The 18,765-nt window shown below is 48.2% G+C and carries 7 protein-coding genes; all 7 read right to left on the minus strand.

Annotation, left to right across the window (positions count from 1 at the left end; translation table 11 throughout):
• Window positions 1-137: 137 nt before the first annotated feature.
• Window positions 138-362: a hypothetical protein gene (locus HP399_RS15860; protein ID WP_173619277.1), complete on the minus strand. Its 225-nt coding sequence runs from the start codon at window positions 360-362 to the stop codon at window positions 138-140.
• A 3-nt stretch (window positions 363-365) separates the two neighbouring features.
• The gene (locus HP399_RS15865) at window positions 366-683 is read right to left on the minus strand and encodes a heavy metal-binding domain-containing protein (protein WP_007729137.1); all 318 of its coding nucleotides are present in this window, start codon (window positions 681-683) and stop codon (window positions 366-368) included.
• Window positions 684-692: 9 nt separating this feature from the next.
• Complete coding sequence (locus tag HP399_RS15870; RefSeq protein ID WP_173619276.1) at window positions 693-1,454, minus strand: CPBP family glutamic-type intramembrane protease; 762 nt, start codon at window positions 1,452-1,454, stop codon at window positions 693-695.
• Window positions 1,455-1,469: 15 nt separating this feature from the next.
• Entirely contained in the window at window positions 1,470-2,255 is a 786-nt protein-coding gene (locus tag HP399_RS15875) for an ABC transporter permease (RefSeq protein ID WP_173619275.1), read from the minus strand.
• Window positions 2,252-3,172: an ABC transporter ATP-binding protein gene (locus HP399_RS15880; protein WP_173619274.1), complete on the minus strand. Its 921-nt coding sequence runs from the start codon at window positions 3,170-3,172 to the stop codon at window positions 2,252-2,254. The genes HP399_RS15875 and HP399_RS15880 overlap by 4 nt, the downstream gene beginning before the upstream one ends.
• A 32-nt stretch (window positions 3,173-3,204) precedes the next feature.
• Complete coding sequence (locus tag HP399_RS15885; protein ID WP_007729128.1) at window positions 3,205-3,399, minus strand: PLD nuclease N-terminal domain-containing protein; 195 nt, start codon at window positions 3,397-3,399, stop codon at window positions 3,205-3,207.
• Between the two features lie 104 nt (window positions 3,400-3,503).
• Window positions 3,504-18,758 (minus strand): linear gramicidin non-ribosomal peptide synthetase LgrD, encoded by a 15,255-nt coding sequence (gene lgrD, locus HP399_RS31015; protein WP_173619273.1) that lies wholly within the window; start codon window positions 18,756-18,758, stop codon window positions 3,504-3,506.
• Window positions 18,759-18,765: the final 7 nt, after the last annotated feature.

Raw genomic sequence — 18,765 nt, forward strand, 5'->3', positions numbered from 1 at the left:
CATGCTCGACGCACAACAAAAGCCAAATCTTGTCATCTAACAAGATTTGGCTCGTTTCTACTACAAATCTAACTACATACTTTCCACCAAATGATAAAACCAGCATGCCCCACGAGTTGGACAATCATCCTCATCGCTTATTTTTCAACTTTGTAATAGCGATCCCCGGTCTTTGGATTGAAGTATACACGACGCTTTTCCTGCGTTACCGGATCGATTGTCACTTCATTCGTCGACTCAAATCCGGGCGGGACGATTTCTCCGTGGTCTGCGTGCAGTCGCTTGTCCTTGATTTTGGAAATGATTAGCAAGGTGATGAAAAGCAAGATCTGAAACACAATGTAATAAAGGACATAAATCATTCATTACACCTTTTCAACGACAACGGCTGTACCGTAAGCGACAACTTCCCCCATATTTCCCATATTTCCAGAGTCATAACGACACATTACCACAGCGTTAGCTCCCATGGCAGTTGCGTTTTTAATCATGCGGTCAAGCGCCTGTTTCCGCGCGTCCTCTAGGAGCACGGTGTATTCCTTGATTTCTCCACCAACTACTGAACGAAGACCTGCCATGATGTCTCCCCCAATTCCGCGTGCTCGAACGATCAAACCGAATGTCGTTCCTTTTACTTCAACGACACGATATCCTGGAATGTTTTCTGTTGTTACGACGATCATTTGCTTCTCCTACTTTCTGCTTTTATTTTTGAAGATCACATGTAGCACGATGTCAGCGCTAAAATGACTAATGATCGCAGCTTCTAAACCGTATCGCCAATATAGGAAGCCAAACAAGATGCCTAAGATACCGTTTAGCAACAACGTCCATACAGTGACCACGTTGCTTTTTCCGTACGTCATGTAATTGGTTGGGAGATGGGATGCAGCGAAAACAATGGCGGCGACACAGATGCCCAGCCAATAGGAAATTCCCATCCATCCCATCTTCTGTGCCAAAAACACGACAACAGTCATAACCCCTAGACGCATGAGCACTTCTTCGCAAAACCCTCCGTAAAAAGACGAGAGGAAGCCGTAGAACCGTGATGAAATCGGTTCTTTACCCATTATTGTAGTCATGTGTTGTTGAAAGAAAGAACGGTCCACCCATTTTACCAAGAGGCCTACGGCGATACCTGAACCAATCGCTACTGTCCACAACGACCAGATGGAAAAAGGCAGCTCCGCTCCAGACACCCAGTGATCGAGAATCCAGAGTCGAAGACCAGTGGAAGGCATGAGCCATAAGCCTATAGCAGTCGCCACAGTCAGAAATACACAAGTCTGAATGATCATAACCGCAACCATGACGGAAATAGGCGGGACTTTTTTGTTAGGATAGATGGCTGCTTGCAGTTGCATATGTTGGCGAATCGTGTTGGATTGAATAGGTATAGTGCATAGCGCGCACAGTACGCTAACCAACCAGATCAGCCAAAAATGTTCCATTTCTACGCCTCCTCTTTAGATTTCTGATCGTTCTAAAAAGTACCAGCCCATGAAGAAAAACACGATGTTGAGTGTAAAGACACCTGCGAGCCCCGGTAAACCTGTGATGAATGCTTGCGACAGAGTTGAGTTTTCTTGAATAATCATCATCGCCGCATTTGACAATCCACCTGGAGATACCATATCCAAAAATTTACCGAGAAATTGTGGAACCGTGAAGATCAGGATATTGAATACCAACGAGGCTCCACCCGCACCAACAGCATTGTTAAAAAAGCTGGAGGCGCACAGCGTTGTTGTGACGACAAGGAATAGATTCGGTATGTACATCAACGTACCTATCCATACATGGGTCCAATCTAGTTTTCCGAAAAGGATCTCTGTATAGTAGGCGGTTATCCCCATCCCGATCAGCATGCTTGCCATTGTCAACGTGTAATAGGTAATAGCTTTGGCGAGATAGTATTTAGCTCGACTGATGGGCTTGACGAATACCATGGATGCTACACCAGAGGCTTTCTCTCCTGCAATGGATCCCATGACAATAAGGATTAGCACAAACGTGCCGAGTGAGCTAAATTTGCTAATCGCCGTCGAGAGCACTTCTGGAGCAGACGGGGTTGGAATTTTGATGACTGCCCCTTCCGGCAGTCCAGTGGAATTGGCCAAAATATCAGGGAGCATTTTCATCGTAATCGGCTGTGTGATCATTAAAGCAATAAACACAATCGGGACAATGAGTATCTTGTAGGTTTTGACCAATTCATTGAATTCTTTTCTGATCATTGGGTGGGAAGTCATCCGTTATTCACAACCTTTAGGAAAATATCTTCGAGGGTCGATACGGACAAGCGATAATACGCCAGTGTCCCGCCAGACTCTAGAAGAATGTGAGGCAGGAGTGCCTTGGCTTTTTCCATGTCATCGGTAAGAACTTTGTAAATACCGCCGTCTCGGTTCCATTCCCTGATCCAGGTTAGCCCATTCAATACATCGTTTAAATCGATGTCCTGTTGATCAAGCTTGAACTCAATCAGCGGCTCCACATGGTTTGCTCGCAGTTGATCCAAACTGGACGACAGCACCACTGTACCGTCCTTGATGATGACGATATGGTCGGCGATTCTTTCGATGTCATCCAAAATGTGGGTCGACATGAAGACAGTCATATGTTGCTTCAACTTTTCTATTAGCAATAAGACGTCATATCTGCCCATGGGGTCTAGCGCCGAAACGGGCTCGTCCAAGACGAGTAGCTTGGGGTTGTGGATGAGCGCCTGAGCAATCCCCAGACGCTGTTTCATCCCTCCGCTGTAACCGCTTATTGGGCGGTTCCTCGCCTCATTGATTCCGCATAACTCCAAGAGTTCATCTGTCCTCTGCGTAATTGTGCGCTTGTCCAATCCATAAAGTCTACCCACCCAATGCATCCACTCTGTCGCTGTCATGTAGTTGTAAAAGGCTGGGATTTGTGGACAATACCCTACTTCACTTGTGACTTTATTGCGGTCGGTCACGACGTCGTAGCCTACTACTCTCACTTTTCCTCTGGTCGGTGCAGCTAATCCGGTTAGGATGCGAATGGTCGTCGTTTTCCCGGCACCATTTCCCCCAAGAAAACCGACACAACCGATGCCATCGACGGAAAAGGTTACGTTCTTTAACGCTTTATGGTCTTTATATTCCTTTGTGAGGCCTTCACATTCAATAACTCGCAAAGAATGTCAACCCTTTCCTCGGTTCTCTTGAGCTAGTCTTTTCTGCCTACAAAGAAATACACGATCGGACCCAAGGTGTTGATAAAGATAATGCCGAGAGCCCACGGCCATTTTTTTCCACCTGCAACTCGGTACGCTTCGCGTCTAGCCAAATCAATTAAAGCAATAACTGCTAGTATCAATTGAATAGCAATGATAGGCGCAAGAAGCTGAATGTCGAATGGCATGGATAAAACCTCCAATTTTTATAGTTATTATAAAGTTTATCATTATTTTGATAATTTTCCCACCCGCCGCCATGAAATGAGGTGACGGATGGGCTTTCATTTTTTTATTGTAAAGCTTGTTCCGGTAATTTTAGTTGGCCGCTTCTGATAAAGTAATCAAGGACTTTACCAAAAACTTCTTCGTCGATTTCCGCGCATTCAATGTCGTTTTGGCGCAGCAATCGAGTCGTTTTATTGCCTACATAGACTACACTTCCTCTGCTAGTGTGGCCGTCTGTGAACAGGTTGCCGAGTGGAGCGGCTGAATTGGCCTCGTTGCCTTTTTCTTTCGTATCTTCTTGCACCGCTTCAATCCACTCATCCATGGTGACTCGATCCAAAACAAATCCTCTGTTTTCAATCGCTGAAATCAGGTCTTCGTAATCGGTTGAGTTCGGGTTGAGCAAGTGGAAGTTTTCGCTCAAGCTCTGTTCTGTCATGGAGAGATGAACGATTCCTTTACTTGCAAAATCAACTGGCATCATGTCCAGATCGCCGCTCATGTCAGGAGCTTTGCCTAGATCTATAATCCCTGCTGCAATTCTCCACATCAGGTCGTCCTTCTGGCATGCTCCTGTTTCGCTGTCCCCAGTCATCCGGCCGCAACGGTATATCGCCGCTGGAATGCCGCGTTCGCGTGCGAGATTGACGAGATGCTCGGCTACCCACTTGCTCTGTGTATAACCGGAAGTGAGAACGCGACTGTTCTCTGGCATGTCCTCTTCGCGGAAGGCCATAGATTCTTCTGTTTCTTCGGATGCAAACGTAAAAATCGTTGAGACGAAATGCACAGGCTTGGTCTTTTTGGCAGCAGCAAGGCGGAGGATTTCCTCAGTCCCTTTTACGTTTGCTTTCTTCAGAGCTGCGTACGGATAGACAAAGTTAACGAGAGCACCGTTGTGATAGACCACATCCACTTTCTCAGCCAGCTCGGAAAACTGATCGTCGGTCAGATTGAGTCGTGGCTGTGCCAGATCACCGATTACAGGAACAATCCGATGCGCCTGCTCCTCATTCCATAACTCATATAGCTCTAATGTTTTGCGTAGTCGTGCCATTCCTTCCTCTTCGTCAGAAGCTCGAACGAGGCAGTAAATGTCAGCGTCTGTCATCTGTAGCAGGTCACGCAACAAGAAAGCACCAAGGAAACCAGTGGCTCCTGTCAACAATGCCGCTTGGAACTGGCTTGGATCACCCTTGTACGGATGTTCAGGCTGAATCGCTGGATCGAGTACGACTTCATCCTTGAGATCCTTTGCGTCGATGTCATGGGAAACAGCAGAAAGACCGTGTTTGAGAATTTCCTCGATGGTCTTGGCCATACCCGCAATAGTCGGGGTCTCGAACAGGATTCGCAGCGGTACCTCAAGCTGTAGCTCTTCGCGAATCTTGAAGATAAGCTGGGTAGCGAGCAATGAGTGACCACCAACCTCAAAGAAGTTGTCGTGAACTCCGATTTTGTCCATTTCCAGCACGGCGGCCCAGTGGGTATGCAACATGATCTCGACTGGCGTTTGCGGCGCTTTGTATTCGACGCCTGATTCCGACCTGTCGTATTCTGGCTTCGGTAGCGCTTTGCGATCCAGTTTACCGTTTGGCGTCTTCGGTAAGCTCTCCATGATCATAAAGTGTTGCGGGATCATATAGGCTGGAAGCTTGTCAGTCAGGAAGTGGTTCAAGTCATGAGACGTACTTGTGTGATTCTCTTCGAACACGATGTACGCAACTAGACGTTTGTCTCCTTCTCTGTCTTCACGAGCGACTAGCACGACTTCCTTGACTTCAGGGTGGTGTCTCAGAACAGATTCGATTTCTCCCAACTCGATACGGTAGCCGCGGATTTTGACCTGGTAATCAACACGTCCCATAAACTGAAGATTCCCATCTGGTAAGTACCGTACGAGATCTCCAGTCCGGTACATTCTCTCCCCTGGCTCACGGAACGGATTTTGCACAAAGCGTTCCATGGTCAGATCGGGGCGGTGGAGATAGCCACGTGCTAAGCCTGATCCACTGAGGTACAATTCTCCCGGCACCCCTACTGGCACTGGTTTACGATGGCTATCTAATACAAATACTTGCGTATTGAACTGCGGTCGTCCGATCAGTGGTTCGCTAATGGCTCCTTTTTTCACGATGGAGTGCGTAGAGTAAACGGTGTCCTCTGTCGGTCCGTAGAGATTAAAGACTTTTTCTACGTTTTCAAAGGTATACAATTCCTGCGCCAGCTTGTTAGAAAGTGGCTCGCCGCATAGGTTCATGACGCGAACCGACGCTGGAATACCTTTCATACGCACCAGCTCCATCGCTGCGGACGGGACGGTATTGATCAGTGTCACCTGATTGGCTGCTGGCAAGGCTGGCAATTGTAATGCATTTTCCGCCATGATAACTTTGCCACCCATGGTCAGTGTTGCGAACATTTCATAGACAGACAAGTCAAAGCAGATTGACGTGGAGAACAGTACGCCGCTCATCTCTTCTGGTGTAAACGTGTCGTGTGCCCACGATAGGAAGTAACTGACGCTGCGATGCTCGAGTGCTACTCCTTTTGGATTGCCTGTAGAACCGGACGTGTAGATGACATAGATCAAATTGTCGGAATTCCCAAGCTTGGTCGGGTTCTCCTCGCTTTCGTCGGCAACTGCTTCCCAATCATTATCTAGGCAGATCACTTTGGCGTGGTGCTCAGGCAGAGTTGACAGCAGATTTTCTTGCGTTAATAGGACTGGAACCTGTGAATGTTCGATGATGTAGGCAATGCGATCTGCTGGGTAGCTTGGGTCGATTGGCACATAGGCCCCACCAGCTTTCATAATGGCCAAAAGTCCAATCATCATCTCGGTTGTCCGCTGTGTGCAGACACCGACGAGCACTTCGGGTCCTACTCCTTGCTTGCGTAAATAATGAGCCAGCTGGTTCGCTTGTCTGTTCAACTCCCTGTAGGTAGTCGTTTGATCTCCTACGATGAGAGCGATGTTGTCCGGGGCTTTCGCCACCATGTCCTCAATCATTTCATACACGCATTTTTCTTTCGGGTATGGCGCTTCTGTACGATTCCATTCGGTAATGAGTCGTTGTTCCTCTTCCTCACGCATGAGCGGTAGCAAGGTGATTGACTGATCCGGGTTGGCAATGATTTCTTCCAGAAGCTTGTGGAAATGATCAAACATTCGAATGATCGTACTGTGATCAAACAACGCCTTGTTGTACTCCAAGGTTGCGATGAGACCGTCTGATGTCTCCAACATGGTCACCGTCAAATCGAACTTCGAGGTCACGGCTTCCGCGCCGACGTCAAAGCTGCTCATTTGAATATCATGAACAGGATCTATCTGCATCGGGATGTTTTGCAGAATAAACATCACCTGGAATAGTGGCGAGTAGCTCATGCTACGCTCCAGCTGCAGTTCATCTAACAATTTTTCAAACGGTACGTCTTGGTGTGCATAAGCTCCCAGGGCTGTTTCACGAACGCGTGCAAGCAATTCGCGGAAGCTTGGTTGACCTGACATATCTGTGCGTAAAACGAGTGTATTGATGAAGTAACCGATCAACTGCTCCGTCTCTTGTTTGTTACGTCCCGCAATCGGAGTACCGACGAGAATATCTTCTTGATTCGTATAGCGGTACAACAGAGTTTGGAAGGCTGCAACCAATGTCATGAAGAGTGTCGTCGTTTCTTTTCCGCTCAGATTACGCAATTCTTCCAAGAGGTCGGCTCCAAACTGAATGGAGAGCTTCTCTCCTTCGTATGTCTGTACAGGTGGCCGCGGTCGATCTGTTGGCAGTTGCAGTAATGGTTCGCTGCCCTTGAGTTTTTCTCTCCAGTACTCGAGCTGTCCATCAAGAACCTCTCCACTTAACCATTCACGCTGCCAGACGGCAAAATCTGCATATTGGATCGGCAATTCCGTAAATGGCGATGCCACTCCTTGACTAAACGCTTTGTAATTGGTCATTAATTCGCTCATCAAAATTCCCATCGACCAACCGTCTGCAGCAATGTGGTGCATCACGAACAGGAACACAAAGTCTTTTTCGTCGAGCTGAACCAGATTTGCACGGAGCAACGGACCTTTGGTTAGGTCAAATGGCTGGAGTGTGGCCTGCTCGGCAAGGCGTTTGACTTCTGCTTCTCGTTTCGCTGGATCCAAAGCCCGCAGATCTGTTTGGTTCATTACCCAACCGTCCTCAGGGTGAATCACTTGAACAGGTCGTCCGTCACGAACCTCAAAGCGAGTACGCAAGCTCTCGTGACGCTGTATGATGGCTTTCAAGCTTTCTTCCCACGCGAATATGTTGAGGTCCCCTTGGATACGTAGGAAGGATGGAATATTGTTGACTGAGCTTCCTTCCGTGAACTGCTCCAGGAACCACAAACGCTGCTGGGTAAATGACAATGGGAGCGGTTCTTTGCGAGATACTTTCACAATCGGTGGAGCCATCTTGATGGATGTTTGCTTGGTGAGCATAACCAGCTGTTCACTAAGCCCTTCGACTGTTGGGTATTCAAACAACGTACGAATTTGCAACTCTACCCCAAAGATTTCCCGCAGGCGAGAAACGGTCTGCGTTGCGAGCAGGGAGTGTCCGCCTAATTCGAAAAAGTTGTCATGTACGCCCACTTTCTCTATGGAGAGGATTTCAGTAAAGACGTTGGCGACCATTTCTTCTACTGGGGTACGTGGCGCGACATATACGGCTGTTAGCTGGCCCCAATCTGGCGTAGGTAATGCTTTGCGGTCAATTTTTCCGTTGACCGTAAGTCGGATTTCCGGAAGCCACATGAAATGCGACGGGATCATGTACTCGGGAAGTTTCTCTTTGAGCCAGAGCTTGATTTCGTCTATGGACGTCTCCTGCTCCAAAGCATTGGTCAGATAGGCTACCAATCGTTTGTCACCAGGTCGAGCTTCTCGCGCAATAACGACTGCTTCTTTGATTGCCTCATGTTGTCTCAATGCCTCTGCAATTTCACCTAACTCGATACGGAACCCACGGATTTTTACCTGATCGTCGACACGACCGATGTAGTCCACGTTGCCATCTGGCAGATAACGAACGAGGTCGCCTGTTCGATAAAGTCGTTCTCCCGGTTGACCGAATGGATTCGGAATAAAACGCTCTGCTGTAAGCTCTGGACGATTCCAATAACCACGCGAAAGACTCTCGCCACCAATGTACAGCTCTCCCGGAACACCGATAGGGACTGGCTGAAGATTTCGATCTAACACGTACAGCTTGGTATTCGGGAATGGACGACCAATAGTCAGGGCATCGTCAGCATCCGTTAAAAGAGCGATGACCGTACCAACTGTTGCTTCCGTCGGTCCGTAGCAGTTATAAAATTTTCGTCCTTTTGCATAGTGGGCAACCAGTTCACGGCTGCATGCGTCTCCTCCGACCTCAAGGCAGACCAGATCCGGGTACTCTTCAACAGGTAGTGACGCGAGTACCGAAGATGCCATCGATACCTTGGTGATGCGACGTTCACGAAGGGTGCGAACGAGGTCTGGACCTGGTAACAGAGACTCACGATCTTCGATGACTAACGTTCCTCCAGAGAGCAGAGCCTGTAGAATCTCGGAAATGGAAACGTCGAAGCCAAATGACGTAAATTGGAGGATACGGCTGGATTCGTTTATTTCGAAGTAATTCATGTAAGCCTGCACCATATTCATCACACTGCGATGCTCAACAGCTACCCCTTTCGGCAATCCAGTGGTACCGGATGTGTAGATGACATAGGCGAGATTGGTTGATACGACATCGCTTTGTGCGTTTTCTACGGACATCTGCTCGTAGAACAATTCTTCATCCAGGCAGATGACGTTCGCGTTCGTTTTTGTGAATGGCTCGGCAAGTCTCGCTTGTGTCAGCACCACAGCTGCTTGTGAATCTTCCAGCATGAAGGTCATTCTTTCTTCGGGATGAGCTGGGTCAACCGGTACATAGGCTGCTCCCGCTTTTAACACACCAAGAATGCCAATGATCATTTCCATGGAGCGCTCCACGCAGATGGCAACAGTCGTATCAGGCTGAACTCCTTGTGCGAGAAGCAGATGTGCTATCTGGTTGGCTTTTTGGTTCAGCTCCGCATACGTTAAGGCTTGTTGGTTATACTCAAGTGCAATGTTTTCAGGAGTTTTCGCGACTTGTTGTTCAAATGCTTCATGGATGCAAAGATCGCGTGGATACTCCTTCTCCGTGCGATTCCACTCGATGAGTACCTGCTCGCGCTCGATATCGTCTATCAAAGTCACGTCACTCAGAAGCATCTCCGGGGACTTGCTCATAGTGACCATGAGTTGGGTAATTTGGCTCAAGACCCGGTCGATCATCACGTCATCAAAACGGTTTTGTTCATACTTGAGTTTGATGGCCACTTGTTTGCCTGGTGCTGCCACCAAGGTAAGTGGATAATTCGTTTGTTCGACGGCTGCTACGTCGTGAATTTCCAAAGAAACACTGGGCAAAGCTGAATTGGACTCGTCTGTTTCTTGCCCTGCTGCTTGTACAGCCGGATAGTTCTCAAATACGAGTATCGATTCAAACAGTGCAGATCCACGCGGCAGTTCGCTCCATCCTTGGATGTCGAACAGCGGAGTGTATTCATATTGGCGTATCTCTAGCTGTCTGTGCTGCAAGTCTCTCAGCCACTCTAGCATGGTCGCGTTCGTCTGCAATGATATCCGTACAGGTAAGGTATTGATGAAGGAGCCTACGATCGTCTCAACATTGGAGAGGTCTGCCGGACGACCTGAACCTGTTGCCCCAAAAATGACTTCCTCTTCCCCGCTGTAGCTTCCCAGAATCCAGCCCCACGCCGCTTGTACCAAGGTATTGAGTGTTAACTGGTGTTCGCGTACGAATTTTTGCAAATGCTCGCTTGTTTCTTCTGTTAAGAGGATGCTCTTCTCTGAGTATTGCTTCGGTCCCGCAGTGACTACTGTTTTGCTCATTCCCAAGGTGGTTGGTTCGTGGAAGCCTTTTAGTTGGTTTACCCAGAATCGCTTGGCTTCCTGCATATCCTGACGTTTCAACCAAGCAATGTACTGGGAAAACGGCTGAGGATGTCCAAGCTTAACTTCTTGCCCTTCGCTGATCGAGGCATAATAGGCAAACAGTTCATTCAGTACCAAAGGAACGCTCCAACCATCAAGTAGAACGTGATGGAAGCTCCAAACGAAGCGATAACTTTCTTCTCCTGTTCGGAAGACAACCCATCGTGACAAAGGTGCATGTGTAATATCGAAGCTTCGTCTACGGTCTTCCTCTAGAAAAGCGGTAAACATCTCATCCTGTACATCCGAATGCAAATGGCGCCAATCTTCCTGACAAAGAGATACGTTTACCTCTTTGCGGACAATTTGATGTGCTTGATTCAGACCTTCCCAGATGAAGTACGTTCTCAGAATGGAATGGCGGTCCATAACTTTTTGCCATGCTTGCTCGAATACCGACACATTCAGGTTCTTGAAATGAATGGCAAATTGAACGACGTAATCCCCGCTGTCGCTTGCATACAGGGAGTGGAACAGCATCCCCTGTTGGAGCGGTGAAAGTGTATAGATATCCTCGATATGTCGGTCAGAACCGATGTGCTTGTCGATGTTCTTCTGCTCCAATTCTGCCAGAGGAAAATCGGATGGTGAGTAACCGCCAGCTTCCTCTGTCGCACAATGGGCAATAATCTCACGAAGCGCATCCATAAAGTCCTTCGCGACTGCTGTAATCGTGCTCTCTAGATGAATCTTCTCACTGTATCGCCAAGTCACATGCAGTTGTTCCCCTGCAACGACACCATTTACGTCGATCAGGTGGTGTCGCCCAGCGGCCGGGCTAAGGTTGGAACCGCTGGACTCAGGTGCCCAACCAAATAAGGAATCGCCATCGACAATCTGATCGATTTTGCCCATGTAGTTGAACAGCACTTGTGCTTGAATATGGGAAATTTCATCAACAATATTCTGATCCGCATGGAGGTAACGAAGAACGCCGTAACCAAGCCCTTTGTTTGGGATCGCACGCAATTCTTCTTTGGTCGTCAAAAGTGCTTTTCCTACGGAGAATGTTTCGTCCCATTGAAGGTGCACCGGATACATGCTGGTGAACCAGCCGATGGTACGGGACAAATCGATTCTCTCTGACAATTCTTCACGGCCATGCCCTTCTACGTTTACGAACACAGATCGATTACCCGTCCATCTAGTAAGTGACTTCGCCAAAGCGGTTAGCAGGACGTCATTGATCTGAGTGCGGTATGCCTGCGGTACGTTTTGCAGGAGTGCTTTGGTTTCTTCGCTGGTCAATGTAGCGCTGACGGACTTTGTTGTTGCTTCTGTATTCTCCCCATCATTTGTCACGTCCACAGGTAGTTGTGCTGAATCGACAGAGGATTTGCTCATCCAGTATTTTTTTTCGTTTTGCAAAGCATCTGAATTCGCGTAGTGCTCCAGTTCAACTGCCCATTCTTTGTAGGAGGTAGTTTTCGCTGGTAGTTTCACCTCTTGCCCTGCGGCAATTTGTTGGTAGGCGTTTTGCAAGTCCTCGAGAATGATGCGCCACGATACCCCGTCTATGACTAAGTGGTGAGCGACGATCAACAAACGATTGGGTTGATCTTGACCCAAATCGAAATAAATGGACTGAACCACATGCCCTTCAAACAAATTCAGACTTCCCTGCGTCTCATCTGCAATCTTTTCGATGGCCTTGAATTGCTCATCTGGTGTAAGGTGGGACAGATTTTCGATCCGGAATGGAATCGTATCACTTGGCGCATCCATCTCTTGCTTCCAGCCGAACTCTGTCTGTGTATAGCGCATGCGTAAAGCATCGTGCTGAAGGAGTAAGTGCCCTACCGCTTGTTTCAGTGCTTCCTGATCAATGCCTGCCTGGATGGAGAGCAGCACGGATTGATTCCAGTGATGTCTGTTCTTCAACGGAAGCTGGAAGAACCACTTCTGAATCGGCAAGAGTGGCAATTCGCCGATAATAGGACCTTGTTCAGCAAGGATCGTTTCTTTTTCCTCTACGACCTCTGCTAATTCAGCGATGGTTTGGTATTCGAATAATTGCTTCGGTGTGAGCCTTAGACCTGATTGATTGGCACGTGACACAATCTGGATACTGAGAATCGAATCACCGCCTAGCTCGAAGAAATTATCGTGTATTCCAATTTGGTCAATACCGAGAACTTCTTTCCATATAGCGGCAAGGTGTTGCTCCTTCTCCGTAGTTGGTGAGACAAATTGTCCTTCCAACTCAGGACGATTGAAATCAGGTGCAGGCAAATTTTTGCGATCTACCTTTCCATTTGGTGTGAGCGGCAGATAATCTAACGGGATGAAAAACGCAGGAACCATGTAATCAGGCAGTACTTCCTTTAGCGCTTTGCGGATGTCACTTGTGGCAATCTCCGTGTCCGCTTCTAAAACCAGGTAGGAAGCAAGACGCTTCGTTCCTTGATGATCCGTGCAGACAGTGACCACTGCTTCTTTTACCGCAGGGTGAGCGAGAATGGCTGTTTCTACTTCCCCCAGTTCGACGCGGAATCCACGAATACTCGTCTGATCATCTGCACGACCAATGAACTCAATGTTGCTGTCCTCCAGGTAGCGCACCAAATCCCCTGTACGGTAGAGACGTGCTCCTTCTATTTCACTAAAAGGATGAGTGACAAAGCGCTCTTGTGTCAGTTCGGGACGGTTCAGGTAGCCGCGCGCCAAGGAACTTCCACCAATGAATAGCTCACCAGTGACTCCTACGGGTACTGGCTGCATACGCGCATCGAGAATATAGACTTGCACGTTGTCAATAGGACGTCCAATGGATGGTGCAAAGCTTTGTCCAGTCCCTATCGGAACGATACCAGCTGTGGCAACAACTGCGTTTTCGGTTGGACCGTATTGGTTCATCAGGGTAAACGGCAGATTCGCACTTGGATAGTGATGGAGCTTGTCTCCTCCTGTCAGCATGTAACGAAGCTTGGTATGGCTCGGCCAATTTAGAGCCAGCAAGCTCTCTGTTAAAGGCGTTGGCAAAAAGCTGATGGTGATCTCAGAATGGATGATCCAATCACGGAGTTTTTCCGGTACAAGACGGATTTCCTCTTCTGGCAAATAAAGTGTGGCTCCTTTTGTCAAATAAGGCCAAATTTCCCATACAGATGCATCAAATGCCGTCCCGGAGATCTGCGACGCACGATCTGCGGACGTGACATTATATACGCGTTGATGCCAAGAAATTAGATTGAGAAGCGCGGCGTGCTCGATCTCAACCCCTTTTGGCGTACCTGTCGACCCAGATGTATAGATGACGTAAGCAAGCTGGTTCGTCGTAGTCAAGTTCATTGGAGTCGTCGTATTTTCTTGGGAGATCGAGTCCCAGTCTGAGTCTAGGCAAATCAATTGGCTCGTACCCGCAGGGAGTTTTTCTGCGAGTCTGGCTTGTGTAAGTACAATCGACATACCTGCATCCTGCATCATGAAGGCGAGACGATCCTTGGGATATGCTGGGTCCATTGGTACGTAGGCACCGCCAGCTTTCATGATTGCCAGTTGACCGATCAGCATCTCGATAGAGCGCTCAACGCAGATCCCTACCAGATTTTCCTGACCAATTCCCTGTTTCTGCAGATAATGCGCCAGTTGATTCGCTTTGGCATTCAATTCCGCGTAGGTAATAGATTGGTCGCGTGTGAGAACAGCCGGCCGGTCTGGCATTTCATGAGCGAGCTGATCCACCAGTTCATGCACGCAAAGATCCTTGGAGTAAGCAACTACGGTGTTGTTCCATTCAGATACTACCTGCTGCTGCTCCGTCTCCCCCATCAGTTGTAGAGCGGTGATGTCTTGATTTGCGTTGGCAGCAACGGCTTTGAGCAGCTGGGTAAAGTGTTCGATCATTCGTTCTACTGTGTTCTGATTAAATAGTGATGTGTTGTACTCGAATGTAGCGGACAGACCCTCTACCGTCTCTGCCATCGTCAAGGTGAGATCAAACTTGGTTGTCTCTACCTGTTGATTCCCTTTTGGTGGCAAAATGCGAATCCCTTCAAGGGCTTCTACCTGAACCGGAATATTTTGCAGAACGAACATCACTTGGAACAATGGTGAATAGCTGAGACTGCGCTCTAATTGCAGCTCGTCTACGAGCTTTTCAAAGGGTAGATCTTGATGAGAATAGGCTCCCAAGGCTGTTTCCCGCACACGACTAAGTACCTCTCTAAAACTAGGGTCGCCTGACAAATCTGTTCGCATGGCCAATGTGTTGATGAAAAATCCAATTAATCCTTCTGTCTCTTGGTGACTGCGTCCTGCTACAGGAGTACCGACGAGGATGTCGTCTTGTCCTGTATATCGATACAGAAATACTTGGAATGCGGCGAGCAGCGTCATAAACAACGTCGTACCTTCGCGTTTGCTCAAGGAAAGCAGATCCGTCATCAATTCCTTGTCAAACATCAGTGTGATGCTGCTTCCTTCGTAGGACTGTACAGCAGGACGAGGACGATCTGTCGGCAAGGCGAGAAGCGGTTCTGCTGCACCCAGCTTTGCACGCCAGTAGGACAGTTGTTTTTCCAAAACGTCTCCTGTAAGCCATTCGCGCTGCCATGCCGCATAATCTGCGTATTGTATAGGCAGGTTGGTTAGTTGCGGTACTTCTGATTTGCTAAATGCCTGATAGCAGGTAAATAATTCACTGAGTAAAACACCCGCTGACCAACCATCGGCGATGATATGGTGTACGTTCAGCAGGAAGATGAAATCCTGCTCTCCTGTTTGAATAATCGTCGCACGCATGAGCGGTCCTGTGACGAGGTCAAACGGCTTATTCGCATCTTCTTTGGTCAAGCGTTGTCCTTCGTCGTCTCGTCTATCTTCTGGCAGCTCTCGTATATCCATTCTGCTCAGTTTCCAATCAATCTCTGGATGAATCACCTGAACGGCTTCCCCGTTGATATCGGAGAACGTTGTACGCAAGCTCTCGTGACGGCAGATAATCATCTGCAAGCTTTGCTCTAGCGCTTCAATGTTAAGCTCTCCTTGCAAACGAACAGCAGTTGGGATGTTGTAGAGCGCACTGTTTGGCATCAAGCGGTCAAAGAACCATAAGCGCTGCTGTGCAAAGGAAAGCGGCAAATGTCGATCACGTGAAACTGGTACGAGCGGAATGCTGGAAAGTCCAGAATTGTCCTCGTTCATGGATACAATCAATTCACTGAGTCTGTTGACTGTTGAATATTCGAATAAGGCACGGAGCGGTAAATCTATGCTAAACGCTTCTTTTAAGCGAGAGATGGTTTGCGTAGCCAAAAGAGAATGGCCTCCAAGCTCAAAGAAATCGTCGTAGCTACCGATTCGTTCCACCGAGAGAACCTGCGACCAGATGTTGGCTACAAGCTCCTCTGTAGGAGTACGGGGGGCAACATAATTACGCTGCGTGGAAAGTTGTCCCCAATCTGGTACTGGTAGTGCTCGTCGATCTACTTTTCCATTAACCGTGAGCGGAATCGTCTCTAGCCATACAAAGCCAGCTGGTATCATGTATTCAGGCAACGATTCTTTCAGGAAAAGAACGAGCTCCTCGGCGGTTGGCTTGTTTCCCGTTGCTACCAGATATGCGGCCAAGCGTTTGCCTCCCGCTTTTTCTTCACGGACGATGACCACAGCTTCATGGACGGCAGAATGCTGTCTGAGTGAATTTTCAATTTCCCCCAATTCAATGCGGAAACCGCGAATTTTGACTTGATCATCCATACGTCCAAGGAATTCGAGGTTGCCGTCTTCCAGATAGCGAACCAGGTCGCCAGTCCGATAGAGTAGCTCTCCTTCTTTGCCGAACGGATGGGTGATAAAGCGCTCTTCTGTTTGTTCTGGACGATTCCAGTAGCCGCGAGCCAAACCTTTTCCTCCGATATACAGTTCACCTGGTACACCGATAGGCACGGGCTGCCTGTTAGCATCCAGAACGTACATCGTCGCGTTGGCAATTGGCCGACCGATAGGCGGATTACTCATTCCAGCCTCGCAACGCATCATAGTGGAGCAGACCGTTGCTTCCGTTGGACCGTAGCAGTTGAAGAACTGGCGATTCGTCGCATAGCGTGCCACAAGTTCACGGCTCGGAGCTTCTCCGCCTACAATCAAGGTGCAAAGGTCAGGCAGGTCTGCTTCAGGTAGTGCTGCCAGTACGGAAGAAACCATGGATACGGTGGTAATGCGTTGTTCTTGCAAAACCTGGATCAGCTCAGGGCCTGGCAAAAGGGACTCTCGATCCTCGATGACCAGCGTCGCACCAGCGAGTAAGGCCATAACCATCTCGGACACCGATACGTCGAAGCTAAACGAGGTAAATTGCAGAACACGACTGGTTGGCTGAATATCAAAAGCATGGATCAAGGCATGAGCCATGTTTATCACACTGTGGTGCTCGACCATTACCCCTTTTGGCTGTCCTGTTGAACCAGAGGTATAGATAACGTAGGCAAGGTTATGTTCTGTAACATTGCAAGCAACGTTGGCGATAGGTTCATTTATTAAAGGATTGCCGTCTAAACATATGACATTCGCCTGTGTTGCTGGCAAGATGTCCATGAGAGATTGCTGGGTCAGCAACACATTTGTTTGTGAATCTTCGATCATATAGGCGATGCGTTCTTGCGGGTAAGCCGGGTCAATCGGTACGTAGGCAGCTCCTGATTTTAAGACGCCGAGAATACCGATGATCATTTCAGGGGAACGATGTACGCATATGCCTACGAGTGTATCCGGTTTTACCCCTTTGCTTACGAGCTGATGGGCCAGTTGGTTTGCTCGCTCGTTTAGTTCCTTGTAGGTGAGCTCTACGTTTTTAAAGGTAACGGCAATCGCATCTGGTGATTTCTCCACTTGTTGTTCAAACGCCTGATGAACGCACAGGCCGCTCGGATATTCCTCCGCCGTCTGGTTCCACTGAACGAGAACCTGTTCACGTTCGTTTTCGCTGATCATAGAAAGGTCGGCAATCCGTTGCTTGGCGTTTTTGGCGATAGAGATTAGTAGTGAATGAAGCTGATCAAGAACTCGCTCAATAGATGGGAGCTCAAACTGACTTTCATCAAATTTGACTTTGATGTCGATTGTTTTGCCTGAAGCCGCAACCAGAGTAAATGGATAATTGGTTTGCTCCTCGGCATGTACATCCACGATCGAAAGCTCACTCTCTCCACTACCGCCACTAGAATTACCGACAGGAGTATTTTCAAAGACGAGAATACTCTCAAACAGGGATTGTCCACGCGGCAAGTCGCTCCAGCCTTGAATTTCCACCAGTGGGGTATATTCGTACTGGCGGAAGTCGGCTTGCTGTTGTTGCAGAGATTTGAGCCAATTGATAACGCTCTCCTCTGCTTTTACCTCCACGCGGACAGGGAGTGTATTAATAAACAGACCAATCATCGTCTCGACTCCAGGCAAATCGGCAGGACGTCCGGATACAGTGGCACCAAAAATAATATCGTCCTGTCCACTGTAGCGATTCAACAGCAGTGCCCATGCGCCTTGCACAATCGTGTTGACCGTCAGGCGATGTTGACGGGCCAATGTCTGTAATGATTTGGAGATTGGCTCGGAAACGGTCAGATCTAGCTCCCGATAATTTTTCTGATCAAGGTACGGGTTTTTATAAGCTCGACCGAATGAAAGTGGCGTGGTTTCCGTAAAGCCTTGTAGATACGTGCGCCAAAACGCCTCCGCTTGCTTCAAGTCCTGCTTTTTCAGCCAGACGATGTAGTCACGGTAAGATTTAACCGGAGGAAGTTGTACAGGCTGCCCATTGCAGAGCATGTTGTACGCCGCAAACACTTCCCCGAAGACTAACGGCATACTCCACCCGTCTATCAGTACGTGGTGCAAAGTCCACGAGAATTGAAAGGTATTCCTATTCAAACGGAACAGATTTAATCTCATCAATGGTGCTTCTTCGATATTGAAACCACGTTTGCGATCATCTTTGGTAAAGGTATGAAGAAACGCTTCTTGTTCGGAAGAAGAAAGATGAATAATGTCATGTTCCACCAGGGAAACCTTCAGCTCTTTCAAGACAACCTGGACGTATTCTTTTACTTTCCCGCCAATAAACCTGGTGCGAAAAATAGCGTGTCTGTCTACGAGGCATTGCCATGCCTGTTCGAATAACGGAATGTTCAAGGGACCTTGCAGCTTCAACCCCATCTGTACGATATAGGCTCCGGACTCTGGTTCCAACAAACTGTGGAAAATGAGTCCCTGCTGCAAAGGAGTAACGGGATAATACGTTTCAATGTTATTCATCTTCTCC

Source organism: Brevibacillus sp. DP1.3A (assembly GCF_013284245.2).
Lineage (GTDB): Bacteria > Bacillota > Bacilli > Brevibacillales > Brevibacillaceae > Brevibacillus.